Origin of the sequence: Streptomyces sp. Ac-502, from assembly GCF_045222935.1 — a bacterium.
GTDB classification, from domain to species: domain Bacteria; phylum Actinomycetota; class Actinomycetes; order Streptomycetales; family Streptomycetaceae; genus Streptomyces; species Streptomyces monomycini.
The window spans coordinates 4,148,450-4,165,158 of record NZ_JBHFFO010000001.1; the positions used below are offsets into that span (position 1 = coordinate 4,148,450).

11 protein-coding genes and 1 pseudogene are annotated in these 16,709 nt (G+C 71.4%); 8 read left to right on the forward strand and 4 right to left on the reverse strand.

Features of this window, described 5'->3' with window-relative positions; all coding sequences use genetic code 11:
• Positions 1 to 420 precede the first annotated feature (420 nt).
• The 3 genes from ACEXOX_RS18635 to ACEXOX_RS18645 all read left to right on the forward strand — a co-directional run bounded on the left by ACEXOX_RS18635 (position 421) and on the right by ACEXOX_RS18645 (position 5,815).
• Positions 421 to 2,955, forward strand: a complete 2,535-nt coding sequence (locus tag ACEXOX_RS18635) for a toxin glutamine deamidase domain-containing protein (RefSeq protein WP_406526387.1) — start codon at positions 421 to 423, stop codon at positions 2,953 to 2,955.
• Positions 2,956 to 3,028: 73 nt separating this feature from the next.
• A complete protein-coding gene (locus ACEXOX_RS18640) occupies positions 3,029 to 5,293 on the forward strand; it encodes an SUKH-4 family immunity protein (RefSeq protein ID WP_406521969.1) in 2,265 nt (754 codons plus the stop codon).
• A 186-nt stretch (positions 5,294 to 5,479) separates the two neighbouring features.
• The gene (locus ACEXOX_RS18645; protein WP_030018903.1) at positions 5,480 to 5,815 is read left to right on the forward strand and encodes a hypothetical protein; all 336 of its coding nucleotides are present in this window, start codon (positions 5,480 to 5,482) and stop codon (positions 5,813 to 5,815) included.
• Between the two features lie 81 nt (positions 5,816 to 5,896).
• On the opposite strand, the gene speB is transcribed toward ACEXOX_RS18645, so the two are convergent.
• Positions 5,897 to 6,892 (reverse strand): agmatinase, encoded by a 996-nt coding sequence (gene speB / locus ACEXOX_RS18650; RefSeq protein ID WP_406521971.1) that lies wholly within the window; start codon positions 6,890 to 6,892, stop codon positions 5,897 to 5,899.
• Between the two features lie 112 nt (positions 6,893 to 7,004).
• On the opposite strand from speB, the pseudogene ACEXOX_RS18655 reads away from it, so the two are divergent.
• Positions 7,005 to 7,798, forward strand: a pseudogene (locus ACEXOX_RS18655) (phosphatase).
• A 73-nt stretch (positions 7,799 to 7,871) separates the two neighbouring features.
• Here ACEXOX_RS18655 and ACEXOX_RS18660 read toward each other — a convergent pair.
• The 3 genes from ACEXOX_RS18660 to ACEXOX_RS18670 all read right to left on the reverse strand — a co-directional run bounded on the left by ACEXOX_RS18660 (position 7,872) and on the right by ACEXOX_RS18670 (position 10,751).
• Entirely contained in the window at positions 7,872 to 8,756 is an 885-nt protein-coding gene (locus ACEXOX_RS18660; protein ID WP_406521973.1) for an acyl-CoA thioesterase, read from the reverse strand.
• A 49-nt stretch (positions 8,757 to 8,805) separates the two neighbouring features.
• Positions 8,806 to 9,963 carry an acyl-CoA dehydrogenase family protein gene (locus ACEXOX_RS18665; protein WP_406521975.1) on the reverse strand — a complete coding sequence of 386 codons (1,158 nt, stop codon included), beginning with the start codon at positions 9,961 to 9,963 and terminating at the stop codon, positions 8,806 to 8,808.
• A gap of 80 nt (positions 9,964 to 10,043) precedes the next feature.
• Positions 10,044 to 10,751, reverse strand: a complete 708-nt coding sequence (locus ACEXOX_RS18670) for a TetR/AcrR family transcriptional regulator (protein WP_406521977.1) — start codon at positions 10,749 to 10,751, stop codon at positions 10,044 to 10,046.
• Positions 10,752 to 10,902: 151 nt separating this feature from the next.
• On the opposite strand from ACEXOX_RS18670, the gene ACEXOX_RS18675 reads away from it, so the two are divergent.
• The 4 genes from ACEXOX_RS18675 to ACEXOX_RS18690 are packed head-to-tail and all read left to right on the forward strand — an operon-like array spanning position 10,903 to position 16,669.
• Positions 10,903 to 12,528, forward strand: a complete 1,626-nt coding sequence (locus ACEXOX_RS18675; RefSeq protein ID WP_406526388.1) for a carboxyl transferase domain-containing protein — start codon at positions 10,903 to 10,905, stop codon at positions 12,526 to 12,528.
• Positions 12,529 to 12,560: 32 nt separating this feature from the next.
• Positions 12,561 to 14,576: an acetyl/propionyl/methylcrotonyl-CoA carboxylase subunit alpha gene (locus tag ACEXOX_RS18680; RefSeq protein ID WP_406526389.1), complete on the forward strand. Its 2,016-nt coding sequence runs from the start codon at positions 12,561 to 12,563 to the stop codon at positions 14,574 to 14,576.
• A complete protein-coding gene (locus tag ACEXOX_RS18685) occupies positions 14,573 to 15,511 on the forward strand; it encodes a hydroxymethylglutaryl-CoA lyase (protein ID WP_406521979.1) in 939 nt (312 codons plus the stop codon). The genes ACEXOX_RS18680 and ACEXOX_RS18685 overlap by 4 nt, the downstream gene beginning before the upstream one ends.
• A 3-nt stretch (positions 15,512 to 15,514) precedes the next feature.
• A complete protein-coding gene (locus ACEXOX_RS18690; RefSeq protein ID WP_406521980.1) occupies positions 15,515 to 16,669 on the forward strand; it encodes an acyl-CoA dehydrogenase family protein in 1,155 nt (384 codons plus the stop codon).
• Positions 16,670 to 16,709: the final 40 nt, after the last annotated feature.

The window sequence follows — 16,709 nt, forward strand, 5'->3', positions numbered from 1 at the left end:
GCCGAACTCCCAGAACCCGACCGGTACGCCCGAAACCGAACCCAAACCCGCACCCACACCCGCACCCACACCCACCGACCGAGTAGGGAACTCCCCGGCGCCCAGCGAACCCGGAGCCGAGTCCGGCTCCGAGCCCGTCGGCCCCGAATCCGATCCCGATCCCGATCCCGACCCTTCCCATGACCACAACGCGTACGTATCCGATGATCCGTACGCCTCCGACACCCCTGACGACACCTACTACGCACCGTCTCTCGACGATCTCCGCAACGAGCTCCGGGACGGCGAGGGCGGGCTCCTCCCCCGGACCCGCGCGACCAGCAGGCCCTGGAGGACGCGGTTCCGCTGGCGGAGGACGGGAGCTTCCAGCGGTTCCCCGATCCGTACGGCGAGTGGTCCGATCTCCAGAACGACGGCGGTATCACCGAGCCGGGCCGGGACGACAACTGTGCCGACTGCAGCCGGTCCTTCCTGGAGACGTGGTACGGCAACCCGCAGGTGTCCGCGCCCCGGATGGAGGACGGCGGATTCGGGGAGCGGGACGGGGAGAGCAACGTCGAGCACTGGCTGGGCGCGGAGTTCCAGCACGCGGGTGACGACGCCCAGTCGTACGAGCGGGTCGCCGAGGATCTCCGCAACGCCGGGCACGGTGCCGCGGCCGTCGTCTGGGTCGGCTACCTCGACGAGGACGGGGAGCCCGGCTCCTCCCATCTCTTCAACGCCGTCAACCACAACGGGACCGTCGTCTGGGTGGACACCCAGTCCCGTGAGGTGATGAGCCGTCCCATCAACACCGCGGACGTGGGCGAGGTCTGGCACATTCCGCTGGACGCCGATGCCCGGCCGCTGTATCCCCCGGCGGAAGCCGAGGCTCCGGCCTCGGACAGCGACGCCTCAGGCGACTACACCGACGGCAACGACGGCAACGACGGCAACGAACCTTCCTACGGAGACCCGGCCGGCCCCCGCCCCGCGGCGGAGTCCCGCCCCCGTACGGACCCCGGCGGCATCCTCGATCCCGACCCCGAGCATCAGCGCGTCCTCGAATCGGCCGTCCCCCGTACGCCGGAGGGCATCCCGCAGCGCCACCCCGATCCGAACGAGGGGAACTGGACCGACTACATCAACCAACCCGGGGCGGATGCGCCGGGCCGTAGCAACAACTGTGTCGACGTGGCGCTGTCCACGGCCGACACGTATGCCGGTACGGCCACCGTCGCCGGTGCCCGCACTCCCGACCTCACGTCTGACGGAGTGCCGTCCGACCGCGGCGAAGCGGGTGGCCGGGACCGGCTGGAGAGCGCGCTCGGTGCCCGTTTCACTGACTACGGCAACGGTCGCCAGGCGTTCGACGGCCTGGCTGACACCCTTCGGCGCTCCGGTCACGGCTCCCAGGCCGTCATCGTCACGCAGGGCGCGGACGGCCGCGCGCACGCGTGGAATGTCGTCAACCACAACGGCGCGATCACCTACATCGACGCCCAGACGGGCCGCCGCGGTGACGCGCCCCTGCACAGCGGTGACCACGGCGTCTTCGCCATCCCGCTCGACGCGAACCGCAAGCCCGTACCCGTGACGCCTCCCGCCGGAAATGGCGATCCGGGCACCCGGCGCGACGTTTCTCCCGGTACTCCGGGGCGGCGCCCGCCCGGAAATCCCGCAGGGACCGACGGCACGAGCCACCAGGGTCAGAGCGACCAGAAGAACGAAGGGAAGAGTGAAGAGAAGGGCGGGGAGAAGGGCGACGGGCCCAAGAGCAAGTACCGGGAATCCGGTATGCCGGACGGGCAGTCGCCCGACCATCTCCCGGACAATGTCCGGGTCCTGCCGGACAAGGGTCAGCAAGAACTGCGCGAGAACCTGGACGTCTACGAGACGGACATGGACACCGTCTACGACCGGGTACGCGACTGGGTGGCCGACGGCAGCGTCGAAGATCTCATCCGGCATCTGACGCCCGAGCAGGGCGAGCCGGCCACCGATCCCGACGGATCACCGGACGGCGGGGACGGGAACGGGAACGGCTCGGCGAATGAACCGCCCCGATTCACCCTGAGTTCGGACGAGCTCGGTAACCGGCTCGACGGCTTCGCGGACCTGGATGCCGGTCAACGGGGTGCGGTCGTCTCGATTCTCGCGCGCCTGAGCCTTTCCTTCCACGAGAGTCACGCCGTCGGGGTCTCGCCTTTCCCGGTGGACCGCCCGTACAAGTGGGAGGACGATCCGGACCGTGAAACGCCGCTGCCCCGTGACAAGAAGCGGCAGAGCAACGACGCGAAGGCCGCGGAGGAGTCGCTCTCCCGTGGTGTGAAGCAGCACCGCAAGGCGACGTTCATGGACGGGAAGGACTTCTCCCGCAACGTACGCGATCACCTTTTCCAGACGCTCATGGACGAGGGACGGGACCGTTCCGAGCTGAAGGAGGCGGCCGGCGGGGACGGAGCCACCACCACGCGGCCGGACTTCACCGGCCGCAACTACGCCGTCATCGAGGTGTACGACCCGGTTTCCGGGAAGACGAACTACATCGTCGACAGTTCGATTCCGCCGGGCGAGAAGGGTGTGAGCACCGCGCATTCCGAGCCGCACCTCGTGGGATATGTGAAGCGGCTGAACGAGGCCCGGGGCGGCGACCCCGACCAGCACATCCAGATCCACGCCATGTTCACGGAACGCGAGCCCTGCGGAACCGTCAAGGGCGCCGGACACGCGGAGTGCTCCCCCTACTTGGTACGGCACTCCGACGGGACCACGGTGCACTACGCGACCACGTACCGCAGCGGCGCCTGGGTTCCTGACCCGGATTCCGACGAACCGCAGGACATGACCAAGGCGGACATCAAACGCATGGTCGACCAGGAAATCCAGGACCATCTCAACATCGTCGGCGAGATCTGGCTCGAATTGCGCGACGCCCAGCAGGCGAATGCGTCGGAGTCAGGATCGGAAAACTGATGCAGGAACGGGCGTCTTCTCGGTCGAAATGCTTGACAACCATCGCAATTCCACAGTCCAGTAGGGTGTGACCATGACCGACGGACATGACGAGGAAGCCCATGTCGCCGCGGCCGGCCGGGTTCTGGAAGCGCTTTCGGCGTTCGGCCGTGGGAGCGGAGTGGTCCGGGTGGCCGGTCCGCCCGGTTCCGGAAAGAGCCGGGTCCTGGAGCTGGTCCGCCAGGAGGTGTCCGAGGCCGTAACGATCGACTGTGCCGGGCTGCGCGCCGATGACGTGGTCCTCCGTGTGCTGGACGCGTGCGGGGTGCAGCGTGAGCACAAGGCCGGCACGGAGAGTCTCGACGTCCTGGTGAAGCGGGTTCGCGGCAGTCATACCGTGCTGCTCGCGAACGTGCAGAGGGCGGGGACGCTCCGGACCACCGACGAGCCCGGACGTATTTCGCGAGGCGTTTCCCGGTTGGGCAGAGCACGACGGGCGAATGTACACGTCGTCATGGAAACAGCAGAGCCGCGCGGCGGGGCGGGAAGCGGTACGTCGCCCCGCCTCGTCCGTATGGAATCCGGCATTTCCCTTCCCTCGCCCGAGGAATGTCCCGCCGAAATCCGCGCATTGGCCCTGGGAGAAATTCCGGTGGTCCCTCTCGACGCCTGGAGCGTGCTCTGCGAGAGCATGGAGGTGGTCGGTGAGCGCAGCGCTCCGGAAGCGCTCGAAGCGCTCCTGCCGCAGCACACCGGCACCTTGCGGTGGGTGCCGGACGACCCGACCACGGGCGGCGGCGTGGCGTTCGTCCACGAAGGCGTGGCTCGCGCGCTGCGTCCCTCCGGACCGGAGGCTGTCGCGGCACATGTACGGGTCGCGGAAGTGCTCGGGGAACGGCTTTCGTCGCGGCCGTATCCGGGAGGCTGGGCCGGTGGTGACGCGCTGGCGCGGTACGCCGCCCAGGCCGTACCCGGCCATGCCGCGGCCTCCGGACGCCTGCGGGAGATGGCGGAGGACCGCCGGCTCCTCGCGTGCCTGTCCCCCGACGCGGTGATGGAGGCCGTACGCGCCGCCTTCGGCAAGGACGTACCGCCGGACACCGTCGCCGCGGACCTGTGCTTCGTCGAACGGTTCGCCATGGAGCCGATGCGGCAGAGCGAATGGGCCTCCTGGCTGCATCACTTCGCGACCGCCCGAGGGGACGGGGCGGGCGCGGACGCCGTGCTGGCTTCGGGGGTCGAGATGCGGTGGCGGACGCTGTGGAGCGATCTGCGTCCGGTGGGGGTATTCCACGAAGGGGATGCCGATGCCGTCTTTGGAGACGGCACTCTGCTCCGTCCGTCCGGCATCAGCGAACTCACCGCTACGGAGCGGACGGTCCGCGCTTCCAGCGACGACCTGGAGAGTACGTGGACGTGGTCCCTGCACTCGGGGCAGCGGCAGAGCGAGTCGGACGGCGCCGGGGACGAGGCATCGGACTCGACCGTCCGGCCCATGGTCAACACCTCCCGCGGCTGGCGCCCCGCCCCGCATGCGTCCGCGGCGGCCTTCATGCCGCGCTGCCCGAGGGACATCTCGGAGGGCGTGCGGGTCGGGAACCTCGCGGTGCTCGGCGGCCGCCGTGGTGTCTTCGCCGTGGAGTTCTTGTCGGACGACCCGGCCGAGGACACGACGGAGGAAACGTCCCCCTGGTACGCGGCGCCCCTCTTGGACGGCTACGCCCGTTCGGTCGCGCCGCGTCCGCTCGCCGACGCCTTCAGGGACCCGTCCGCGGAACTCCTCGCCGCGGTGTTCGGCGCGGACTGTCTGCTCCGCCCGTCCGAGTCGGAGCTGCCGGAGGGGTTGCGGGGTACGGAGGCGGCCCGTTGGCTCGTCGGGCGCGGGATGCCGTTGACGGAGATGCTCACGCTCGACACCCGGCGACTGCGTACCGAAGGAATTCTGGAGCTTTCGGGTCTGGAGGTTTTGGGCCTGGAGGTTTTGGGCCTGGAGGTTTCGGATCTGGAACTTTCGGAGCAGGAGCTACCGGGTCAGGAGCCAGCGGATTCCGAGCGGTCGGGGCCGTACTACCGGTTGGGCGAACTTCTCGGCGGGGACCTGCTCTTGGACTGTGCGACCGGGCGCGTCCTGTGCGTGTCCGCCAATGTGGAGGAGCAGCTGGCGGCGAGTTCCCTGCCGCAGTTCGTCGCCCTGGTGTGCCTGATGCGATGGCACCGCTTCCTGCTGTCCGCTTCGCTCACCGAGGACGAGCGCGAAGCCCGGGCGGAACTGGAGGCGTGGCTCGCCGGGATCGATCCGGCGGCCGCCGCCGGGGAGGTCTGGGACACGCTGCTCAACGAGCCGGGGCTGGAGCCGTAGGCACCAGCCGTAGGCACCAGCCGTAGGCACCAGCCGTAGGCACCACCGGAAGCCGAAGATCCAGAAGCCGGACGCCGTAAGCCATAAGCCGGACGCCGTAAGCCGTAAGCCGGAAACCGTAAGCCATAAGCCGCACGCCGGACGCCCGGAAAACAGGAACCAGGAATCAGGAACCAGAGGAAGCCCATGCCCGACACCGGATCTCCCGGCGCCGACCGACCGGTGCCGGCGAACGCCGACGAAGCGCTGGCGATCGCCCGTACGGAGTACGCCCCCGTATGGCCCGACGGCACGCCCGCCCCGCTGCGGGTGCACGAGTTCGACATCGGGTATCTCGTGTACGCGAAGCTGCCGCCCCGGCCGAAGACCACGCCGGACGGCCGGCGCCGCCCGCCGCGGAACCCGGGCGGGACGTGCGTGGTCGTGGCCAAGGACACCGGGGAGATCAGCAGCGTGCCGCTCCGTCCGCCGTCGGACGCCATCGCGCTGTACCGGAAGTTCTACCGGCCGGACACGCTGTAACCCGCCCCGTCCAGCCCCTCCACGCCCCGACCGGCCCCGCCCCGACGCGCCTCACGACGCGCCGGAGCCGCGCACCTGGGCTCAGCCCTTCGACGCCGCGATCTGCCGCGACATGATCGTCGTCAGTTCGTACGCCGTGTGGGAGGCCGCCACCGACGTCATCTCGGCGTGGTCGTAGGCGGGGGCCACCTCCACGAGGTCGGCGGAGACGAGGTTGCAGCCGGCCAGGCCGCGCAGGATCTCCAGGAGTTCCCGGGAGGTCAGGCCGCCGGCCTCCGGGGTGCCGGTGCCGGGGGCGTGGGCCGGGTCCAGGACGTCGATGTCGATGGAGATGTACAGCGGGCGGTCGCCGATGCGCTGGCGGAGCTGGTCGGCGACCTCGTCCACGCCACGGCGCATGACGTCCGCCGACGTGACGATGCCGAAGCCCATCTTCTCGTCGTCGTCGAGGTCCTTCTTGCCGTAGAGAGGGCCGCGGGTGCCGACGTGGGAGAGGGCGGAGGTGTCGAGGATGCCTTCCTCGACGGCGCGGCGGAACGGGGTGCCGTGGGTGTACTCGGCGCCGAAGTAGGTGTCCCAGGTGTCCAGGTGCGCGTCGAAGTGGAGCAGCGCGACCGGGCCGTGCTTCTTGGCCATGGAGCGCAGCAGGGGCAGCGCGATGGTGTGGTCGCCGCCCAGCGTCATCAGGCGGGCGCCGGTGTCCAGGAGGTCGTCGGCGGCGGCCTCGATGGTCTCGACGGCCTCGTTGATGTTGAAGGGGTTGGCGGCTATGTCGCCGGCGTCGGCGACCTGCGCGAGCGCGAAGGGGGACGCGTCCTGGGCCGGGTTGTACGGGCGCAGCAGGCGCGACGCCTCGCGGATGGCGTTGCCGCCGAAGCGGGCGCCGGGACGGTAGGAGACGCCGGTGTCGAAGGGGACGCCGACCACCGCGACGTCGGCCGTGCCCACCTGGTCGAGGCGGGGCAGCCGGGCGAAGGTCGCCGGGCCCGCGTAGCGGGGGACGCGGGAGGAGTCGACGGGGCCGACGGGGCCCGTGGGGTCCTGGGAGGCGCCGGAAGCGGCGGGTGCGGTGGTCATGGGGGTGAGCGTAGGCAGCGGGTGCCGGGGTGCCCATGGACATTTGTGGTGATGTGGCGTCGGCCGGTGGACATCCCGTCCATGAGGCGGTGCTTCAAGGGACAATGACCTCATGCCGATACTGCCGCCTGTTCCCAGCCGCACCGAACTCGTCGACCATCTCGTACGGACCCGGATCGCCGGTGAGGTCGCCACTCCCCGCGAGAACAACCTCGACCACTACCGCAAGCTGGCCAACGGAGACCGTCACTACTGGCTCGGACTCGAACTCGGTGACCGCTGGACCGACGAGCAGGACGTGCTCGCCGTGATGGCCGAGCGGTGCGGCGTCATTGACGACACCCGTCACCGGATGGGCCAGGACACCATCGATCCCGAGCTGACGGTGGACGCCCTGGAGCGCGCCGCCGCCCGGCTGCGCAAGGCCGCCGCCGGGCGGGAACGCGTGCTGTTCGCGACCGGGCACCCGGGCGGGCTGCTGGACGTGCACCGGGCCACCGCCGAGGCGCTGCGCGCCCAGGGCTGCGACATCGTCGTCGTGCCGGACGGGTTGCAGGCGGACGAGGGTGTGGTGTTCCAGTTCGCCGACGTGGCGATGCTGGAGCGCGGCGCGACGCTGTGGCACACCCACTCCCCGCGCCGATGACCGCCGTACTGGACGGGCTGGAGCGGGCGGGCGAGGCGCTGCCCGATCTGGTCATGGCCGATCACGGCTGGGCCGGGTGCGCGGGCCAGCGTGGTCTGGACGCCATCGGGTTCGCGGACTGCAACGACCCGGCGCTGTTCGTCGGTGAGGCGGAGGGCACGTTGCAGGTGACGATTCCGCTGGACGATCACGTTCTGAGCCCGCGGTACTACGACCCGCTGACGGCGTACCTGCTGGGTGCGGCGGGCCTGACGGGCTGAGGGACGAGGAGACGAGGGACTTCTTCGGTCCGTTCGCCGGCCGCGGCGGACGGACTCCTCCCCCTCAGCCCCCTCACCCCCGCGGCACCCGGATGACCCCTTCCTGGATCACCGACACCGCCAGCCGCCCGTCCGCCGTGAAGATCCGGCCCTTGCCCAGTCCCCGCCCGCCCTGCGCGGTGGGTGACTCCTGGTCGTACAGCAGCCAGTCGTCGGCGCGGAACGGCCGGTGGAACCACATGGCGTGGTCCAGGCTCGCGCCGACCACGTCGCCGACCGCCCAGCCGCCGCGCCCGTGCGCGAGCAGCACCGAGTCCAGCAGGGTCATGTCGGAGACGTAGGTGACCAGGCAGATGTGTAGCAGCGGCTGGTCGATGTCGCCGTCCAGCTTGCCGTGCGTGCGGAACCAGACCTGGGAGCGCGGTTCGCGCGGCTCGCCCGCGGTGCCGAACGGCGGCGCGTCCACGTAGCGCAGGTCGACGGCGGCCCGCGCCTCCAGGAGGCGCTGTGCGACGCCCGGTTCGCGGAAGCGGTCGGCGTAGCGGGGCAGCATCTCGGCGGCGGTCGGCAGGGTCAGCGGGTCCGGAGCGGACGGCATCGGCTCCTGGTGCTCCATGCCCTCCTCGTACACCTGGAAGGAGGCGGAGAGGTGGAAGATCGGCTGGCCGTGCTGGACGGCGACGACGCGGCGGGTGGTGAAGGACCGGCCGTCCCGGATGCGGTCGACGGTGTAGACGATGGGCGCGCCGGGGTCGCCGGGGCGCAGAAAGTAGGCGTGCAGGGAGTGCGGGGGGCGGTCGTCGGGGACGGTGCGCCCGGCGGCGACCAGGGCCTGGGCGGCGACCTGGCCGCCGAAGACCCGGGGGACGACGGACGGGCGACTGGTGCCGCGGAAGATGTCCTGCTCGATGGGCTCCAGGTCGAGCTGTTCGAGCAGGGCGAGAAGGGCGTCGTTCACGCGCGTGCGGCTTTCGTTCGGGCGGGGCGCGGGGGCCGGCTGCCGGGCCTCACAGCCCCATGGACTTGGCGACGATCGAGCGCATGACCTCGCTGGTGCCGCCGTAGATGCGGGTGACGCGGGTGTCGGCGTACAGGCGGGAGATCGGGTACTCCTGCATGTAGCCGTAGCCGCCGTGCAGCTGGAGGCACTTGTCGATGACGACGGCGGCGCGCTCGGTGGTGAAGAGCTTGGCGGAGGCGGCGTCGGCGGCGGTCAGGTCGCCCGTGTCGTGGGCCTCCAGGGCGCGGTCGACGACGGCCTGCATGGCGTCCACCTCGGACTTGCAGTCCGCGAGGACGAACTTGGTGTTCTGGAAGGAGGCGACGGACTTGCCGAAGACCTCGCGCTCCTGGACGTACTCCTTGGCGAACCGGACGGCGGCGGCTGCCTGGGCGTAGGCGCCGATGGCGATGCCGAGACGTTCCTGCGGGAGGTTCTGGCCGAGGTAGGAGAACGCCTTGCCCTCCTCGCCGAGGCGGTCCTCGACGGGCACCTTGACGTCGGTGAAGGACAGTTCGGCGGTGTCGGAGCTCTTGAGGCCGAGCTTTTCCAGCTTGCGGCCGACGGCGTAGCCCTCGGAGGTGGTGTCGACGGCCAGGAGGGTGATGCCGCCGCGGCGGTCCTCGGGCGTCGGAGGGGCGGTACGGGCGCACACGATCACGCGGTCGGCGAGGACGCCGCCGGTGATGAAGGTCTTGGCGCCGTTGAGGACGTAGTGGGTGCCGTCCGCGGAGAGCTTCGCGGTGGTCTTCATGCCGGCCAGGTCGGAGCCGGTGCCGGGCTCGGTCATGGCGATGGCGGTCATCATGTCGCCGGAGACGAAGGGCGGCAGCCAGCGCCGCTTCTGCTCCTCGGTGGCGTACTTGAGGAAGTACGGGAGGCAGAGCGCGGTGTGCACGCCGGAGCCGCCGAAGCTGACGCCGGCCCGGGCGCACTCCTCGGTGATGACGGCGTTGAACTTGAAGCTGGTCTCGCCGGCGCCGCCGTACTCCTCGGGGACCTCGATGCCGAAGACGCCCAGCTCGCCGAGTTTCTTGTAGAAGTCGCGGGGGGCCTGTCCGGCCTGCATCCACTCGTCGTAGACGGGGACGACCTCGGCGGCGATGAAGTCGCGGATGGTCTCCCGGAACGCCTCGTGATCCTCGTTGAACACCGTACGACGCATCCGCCGCCTCCTCAGGTCCGCCGGCCGGCCACCACCGACCCCTCGACTAAGCGCTTGCTCAGCCGAAAGCTACCCGCCGGTCAGCGGGACTGTCCAGAGGTGCCCGAGGGGGCGGAGGGTCTCCCGGGTCCGCCCACGCCCCCGCCCGCGCGCCCGCTCGCACCCTCGTCCACGCGCCCGCTCGCACCCTCGTCCGCGCCCACCGTCGCGAACGCTCCCCTGGCCAGCCGGTGCAGCAGGGCCGCCATCTCCGTACGGCCCGGGAGCGCGCCGGGTCGGCTGAGGTGCGGGGTCGAGTTGAGCAGACCGAAGACGGCGTGCACGGAGGCGCGCGCGTCCGCCTCGGTGGACGCCGGGTACACCTCGCGCACCACCTGCACCCACAGCTCCACGTACTCGCGCTGGAGGCGGCGCACCCGCTTGCGGTCGGCCTCGCGCAGCCGGTCCAGTTCGCGGTCGTGGACGGTGATCAGCGGGCGGTCGTCGAGGGCGAAGTCGATGTGCCCCTCGATCAGGGCGTCCAGTACCGCGGCGGGACTGTCGCCCCCGGAGGCGGCGCGGATGCGGCCGCCCTCCAGCAGCCGTTCACTGATCCCGACGAGCAGTTCGGCCAGCATCGCGTCCTTGCCGGCGAAGTGCCGGTAGAGGCCGGGCCCGGAGATGCCGACGGCGGCACCGATCTCGTCCACGCCGACGCCGTGGAACCCGCGCTCGGCGAAGAGCCGGGCCGCCTCCTTGAGGATCTGCTCGCGTCGGCTGGTGGCTGCCGGGACGTGTGTGCTGCTCATACAACTGATTGTAGACAGGCGGGTTAGTGGTCGTTAACCTGGGAGAAATGAAGTTAACGCCCATTAACGGCCGGGCGATCCCCGGCGTCCGCGGCAGCCGTACGAAGCAGCCGTGGTGAGGGAGCCGAAGGAGGCGGGGGCACGGATGCGGATGGACCCGGCGGAAGTGGCACCGGTGCTCGACAGCGCGGCCGACCCGGCGTCGGACGCCTGGCGTGCCAACGAGGCCGCCCACCAGGAGCTGGCCGAGGACCTGCGCGCCCGGCTCGCCGCGGCCCGCCTGGGCGGCGGCGAGAAGGCCAGGGCGCGGCACACCGCGCGCGGCAAGCTGCTGCCCCGGGAGCGGGTGGACGCGCTGCTGGACCCCGGCTCGCCGTTCCTGGAGCTGGCGCCGCTGGCGGCGGAGGGGATGTACGGCGGTGCCGCGCCGGCCGCTGGCGTGATCGCGGGCGTCGGGCGGGTCTCCGGCCGCGAGACGGTGATCGTCGCCAACGACGCGACGGTCAAGGGCGGCACGTACTACCCGATGACGGTCAAGAAGCACCTGCGCGCCCAGGAGGTGGCGCTGGAGAACCGCCTGCCGTGCCTGTACCTGGTCGACTCCGGCGGCGCCTTCCTGCCGATGCAGGACGAGGTCTTCCCCGACCGTGAGCACTTCGGGCGGATCTTCTACAACCAGGCCCGGATGTCGGGCGCGGGCATCCCGCAGATCGCGGCGGTCCTCGGCTCCTGCACGGCGGGCGGCGCGTACGTCCCGGCGATGAGCGACGAGGCCGTGATCGTCCGCAACCAGGGCACGATCTTCCTGGGCGGCCCGCCGCTGGTGAAGGCCGCGACCGGCGAGGTCGTCACCGCCGAGGAGCTGGGCGGCGGTGAGGTGCACTCCCGTACGTCCGGTGTGACCGACCACCTCGCCGAGGACGACGCGCACGCGCTGCGCATCGTGCGCACCATCGTCTCCACGCTCGGTGGCCGCGGCCCGCTGCCCTGGACGGTGCGGCCCGCCGAGGAGCCCAAGGCCGACCCCGCCGGGCTGTACGGCGCGGTGCCCGCCGACTCCCGCACGCCTTATGACGTACGGGAGGTCATCGCGCGCGTCGTGGACGGCTCCCGCTTCGCCGAGTTCAAGGCCGAGTACGGCACGACGCTGGTCACGGGCTTCGCGCACATCCACGGGCACCCGGTCGGCATCGTCGCCAACAACGGCATCCTGTTCTCCGAGTCCGCCCAGAAGGGCGCGCACTTCATCGAGCTGTGCGACCAGCGCGGCATCCCGCTGGTCTTCCTCCAGAACATCTCCGGCTTCATGGTCGGCCGCGACTACGAGGCGGGCGGCATCGCCAAGCACGGCGCGAAGATGGTCACGGCGGTGGCCTGCACCCGCGTCCCCAAGCTGACCGTCGTCATCGGCGGCTCGTACGGCGCGGGCAACTACTCGATGTGCGGCCGCGCCTATTCGCCCCGCTTCCTGTGGATGTGGCCGAACGCGAAGATCTCGGTGATGGGCGGCGAGCAGGCCGCCTCCGTGCTCGCGACGGTCAAGCGCGACCAGCTGGAGGCGCGCGGCGAGGAGTGGAGCGCCGAGGAGGAGGCCGCCTCCAAGGCCCCGGTCCGCGAGCAGTACGAGACGCAGGGCAGCGCGTACTACGCGACCGCGCGCCTGTGGGACGACGGGGTCATCGATCCGCTGGACACCCGCCGGGTGCTGGGGCTGGCCCTGACGGCGTGCGGCAACGCGCCGCTGGGCGAGCCGGGCTACGGCGTCTTCCGGATGTGAGGGGAGTGCGGGGAGTGAAGGAACAGATGAGCATGTTCGACACCGTCCTGGTCGCCAACCGGGGCGAGATCGCGGTCCGCGTCATCCGGACGCTGCGCGCGCTGGGCGTCCGCTCGGTCGCGGTGTTCAGCGACGCGGACGCCGACGCCCGGCATGTCCGCGAGGCCGACACGGCCGTACGGATCGGCCCGGCGCCGTCCACCGAGAGCTACCTGCACGCGGGCCGCCTGATCGAGGCCGCGCACCGCAGCGGCGCGCAGGCCGTGCACCCCGGGTACGGCTTCCTCGCCGAGAACACCGCGTTCGCCGCGGCCTGCGCCGACGCCGGGCTGGTCTTCATCGGGCCGTCCGCCGGGGCCATCGAGCTGATGGGCGACAAGATCCGCGCGAAGGAGACGGTACGGGCGGCCGGGGTGCCGGTCGTCCCCGGCTCCTCCGGGAGCGGGCTGACCGACACGCAACTGGCGGACTCAGCCCGCGAGATCGGGATGCCGGTGCTGCTCAAGCCGTCCGCGGGCGGCGGCGGCAAGGGCATGCGGCTGGTGCGGGACGAGGCGCTGCTCGCCGACGAGATCGCCGCGGCCCGGCGCGAGGCGCGCGGCTCCTTCGGCGACGACACGCTGCTGGTGGAGCGCTGGGTGGACCGCCCCCGGCACATCGAGATCCAGGTCCTGGCGGACGGCCACGGCAACGTCGTCCACCTGGGCGAGCGCGAGTGCTCGCTCCAGCGCCGCCATCAGAAAGTGATCGAGGAGGCGCCGTCCGTCCTGCTGGACGAGGCGACGCGGGCCGCGATGGGCGAGGCCGCCGTGCAGGCCGCCCGCTCGTGCGGTTACCGGGGCGCGGGCACGGTCGAGTTCATCGTGCCGGGCGACGACCCGTCCTCGTACTACTTCATGGAGATGAACACCCGCCTCCAGGTCGAGCACCCGGTCACCGAGTTCGTCACCGGCCTCGACCTGGTCGAGTGGCAGCTGCGGATCGCCGCCGGGGAGCCGCTGGCGTTCGGGCAGGAGGGCGTGCGCCTGACCGGGCACGCCGTCGAGGCCCGGATCTGCGCCGAGACGGTCTCCGTCAAGGAGGGCGCGCGCGGCTTCCTGCCCTCCGGCGGCACGGTCCTGGCGCTCGCCGAGCCGCAGGGCGACGGGGTGCGCACGGACTCCGGCCTGGCCGAGGGCACCGAGGTCGGCAGCCTGTACGACCCGATGCTGTCCAAGGTCATCGCGTACGGCCCGGACCGCGCGACCGCCCTGCGCAAACTGCGCGCCGCGCTCGCCGAAACGGTTGTGCTCGGCGTCCCCACCAACACCGGCTTCCTGCGCCGTCTGCTGGCCCACCCGGCCGTCGTGGCGGGCGAGCTGGACACTGGTCTGGTCGAGCGCGAGATGGACGCGCTGGTGCCTGCCGACGTCCCCGCCGAGGTGTACGCGGCCGCCGCTGCCGTACGGAACGCGGCCCTGGAGCCGGTGCCGGACGGCGGCTGGGTGGACCCCTTCGCCGTACCGGACGGCTGGCGGATCGGCGGCCGCCCGGCGCCCGTCGCCCACCAGGTCAAGGTCCCCGGCCACGAGCCGGTGGCCGCCACCGGCACCGGCCACGTCACCGCCGGCCGGGTCCGCGTCACCGTCGGCGGTGTCGTGCACACCTTCCACCGGGCCGACGACTGGCTCGGCCGGGACGGCGACGCCTGGCACGTCACGGACCACGACCCGGTCGCCGAGACGCTGCGCGGCGCCGCCGGGGCGCACGGGATGGACGCGCTGACCGCGCCGATGCCCGGCACGGTCACCGTCGTGAAGGTGGCCGTAGGCGACGAAGTGGCCGCCGGGCAGGGGATGCTGGTCGTCGAGGCGATGAAAATGGAACACGTCATCTCCGCGCCGCACGCCGGCACGGTCAGCGAGCTGGGCGTCTCCCCCGGCAGCACGGTCGCCATGGACCAGGTGCTCGCCGTCGTCGATCCGCACGAGAGCGGGCCCCAGGACCCGAGTGCCCCGGACCCGGGCGCTGCGCAGCCGTCCGGCCCGGCCGAGGAGGCAACGGCATGACCGCTTCCGGACTTCCGATGCCCGTCCCGGCCCCCGGCCTGCCGGCCCGGGTCCGTATCCACGAGGTCGGCGCCCGGGACGGCCTGCAGAACGAGTCCGCCGTCGTCCCCACCGAGGTCAAGGCCGAGTTCGTACGCCGCCTCGTGGACGCCGGGCTGACGACGGTGGAGGCGACCAGCTTCGTGCACCCCAAGTGGGTGCCGCAGCTCGCCGACGCCGAACAGCTCTACCCGATGCTGGCGGACCTCGACGCGCGGCTGCCCGTCCTGGTGCCCAACGACCGCGGCCTGGACCGCGCGCTGGCCCTCGGCGCCCGCCGCATCGCGGTCTTCGGCAGCGCCACGGAGTCCTTCGCCAAGGCCAACCTCAACCGTACGGTCGAGGAATCGCTGGCCATGTTCACCCCGGTGGTCACCCGCGCGAAGGAGGAGCAGGCGCACGTCCGCGGCTACCTCTCCATGTGCTTCGGCGACCCCTGGGAGGGCCCGGTGCCGGTCGCACAGGTCGTGCGCGTCTGCCGCGCCCTGTTCGACATGGGCTGCGACGAGCTGAGCCTGGGCGACACCATCGGCGTGGCCACCCCCGGCCACGTCCAGGCGCTGCTCGCCGCGCTGAACGAGGCGGGCGTGCCCACCGACCGCCTCGGCGTGCACTTCCACGACACGTACGGCCAGGCGCTGGCCAACACCCTCGCCGCGCTCCAGCACGGCGTCAGCACCGTCGACGCGTCGGCGGGCGGCCTCGGCGGCTGCCCGTACGCCAAGAGCGCCACCGGCAACCTCGCCACCGAAGACCTGGTGTGGATGCTGCACGGCCTCGGTATCGAGACCGGGGTCGATCTGGGCCGGCTCACCGCCACCAGCGTGTGGATGGCCGGACAGCTGGGCCGCCCGAGCCCGTCCCGCACCGTCCGCGCCCTCGCCCACAAGGAGTGAACGATGTCCCTGGACCACCGCCTGTCCCCCGAACTCGAAGAGCTGCGGCGCACGGTCGAGGCGTTCGCCCACGACGTGGTCGCCCCCAAGATCGGCGAGTTCTACGAGCAGCACGAGTTCCCGTACGAGATAGTGCGGGACATGGGCCGGATGGGCCTGTTCGGCCTGCCCTTCCCCGAGGAGTACGGCGGCATGGGCGGCGACTACCTCGCCCTCGGCGTCGCCCTGGAGGAGCTGGCCCGCGTCGACTCCTCGGTGGCGATCACGCTGGAGGCGGCCGTCTCCCTCGGCGCCATGCCGGTCTACCGCTTCGGCACCGAGGAGCAGAAACAGGAGTGGCTGCCCCGGATGTGCGCGGGCGAGGTGCTCGGCGCCTTCGGCCTGACCGAGCCGGACGGCGGCTCGGACGCGGGCGCCACCCGCACCACCGCGGTCCGCGACGGCGACAGCTGGGTGATCAACGGCAGCAAGTGCTTCATCACCAACTCCGGTACGGACATCACCGGCCTGGTCACGGTCACCGCCGTCACCGGCCGCAAGGACGACGGCAGCCCGCTGATCTCCTCGATCATCGTGCCGTCCGGCACCCCGGGGTTCACCGTCGGTGCCCCGTACTCCAAGGTCGGCTGGAACGCCTCGGACACCCGTGAGCTGTCCTTCTCCGACGTACGGGTCCCGGCCGGCAACCTCCTGGGCACCGAGGGCCGCGGCTACGCCCAGTTCCTGCGCATCCTGGACGAGGGCCGGATCGCCATCGCCGCGCTGGCCACCGGCCTCGCGCAGGGCTGTGTGGACGAGTCCGTGCGGTACGCCAAGGACCGGCACGCCTTCGGCCGGCCGATCGGCCACAACCAGGCGATCCAGTTCAAGCTGGCCGACATGGAGATGCGCGCCCACACCTCCCGGCTGGCCTGGCGGGACGCCGCGTCGCGCCTAGTGCACGGCGAGCCCTTCAAGAAGGAAGCCGCCCTGGCCAAGCTGTACTCCTCCGAGATCGCGGTGGACAACGCCCGCGAGGCCACCCAGATCCACGGCGGCTACGGCTTCATGAACGAGTACCCGGTCGCCCGGATGTGGCGCGACTCCAAGATCCTGGAGATCGGCGAGGGGACGAGCGAGGTGCAACGGCTGCTGATCGCCCGCGAGCTGGGCGTGTAGGACGGCTTTCCGTACGGCACGTATGCCGCGTACGCCGCGT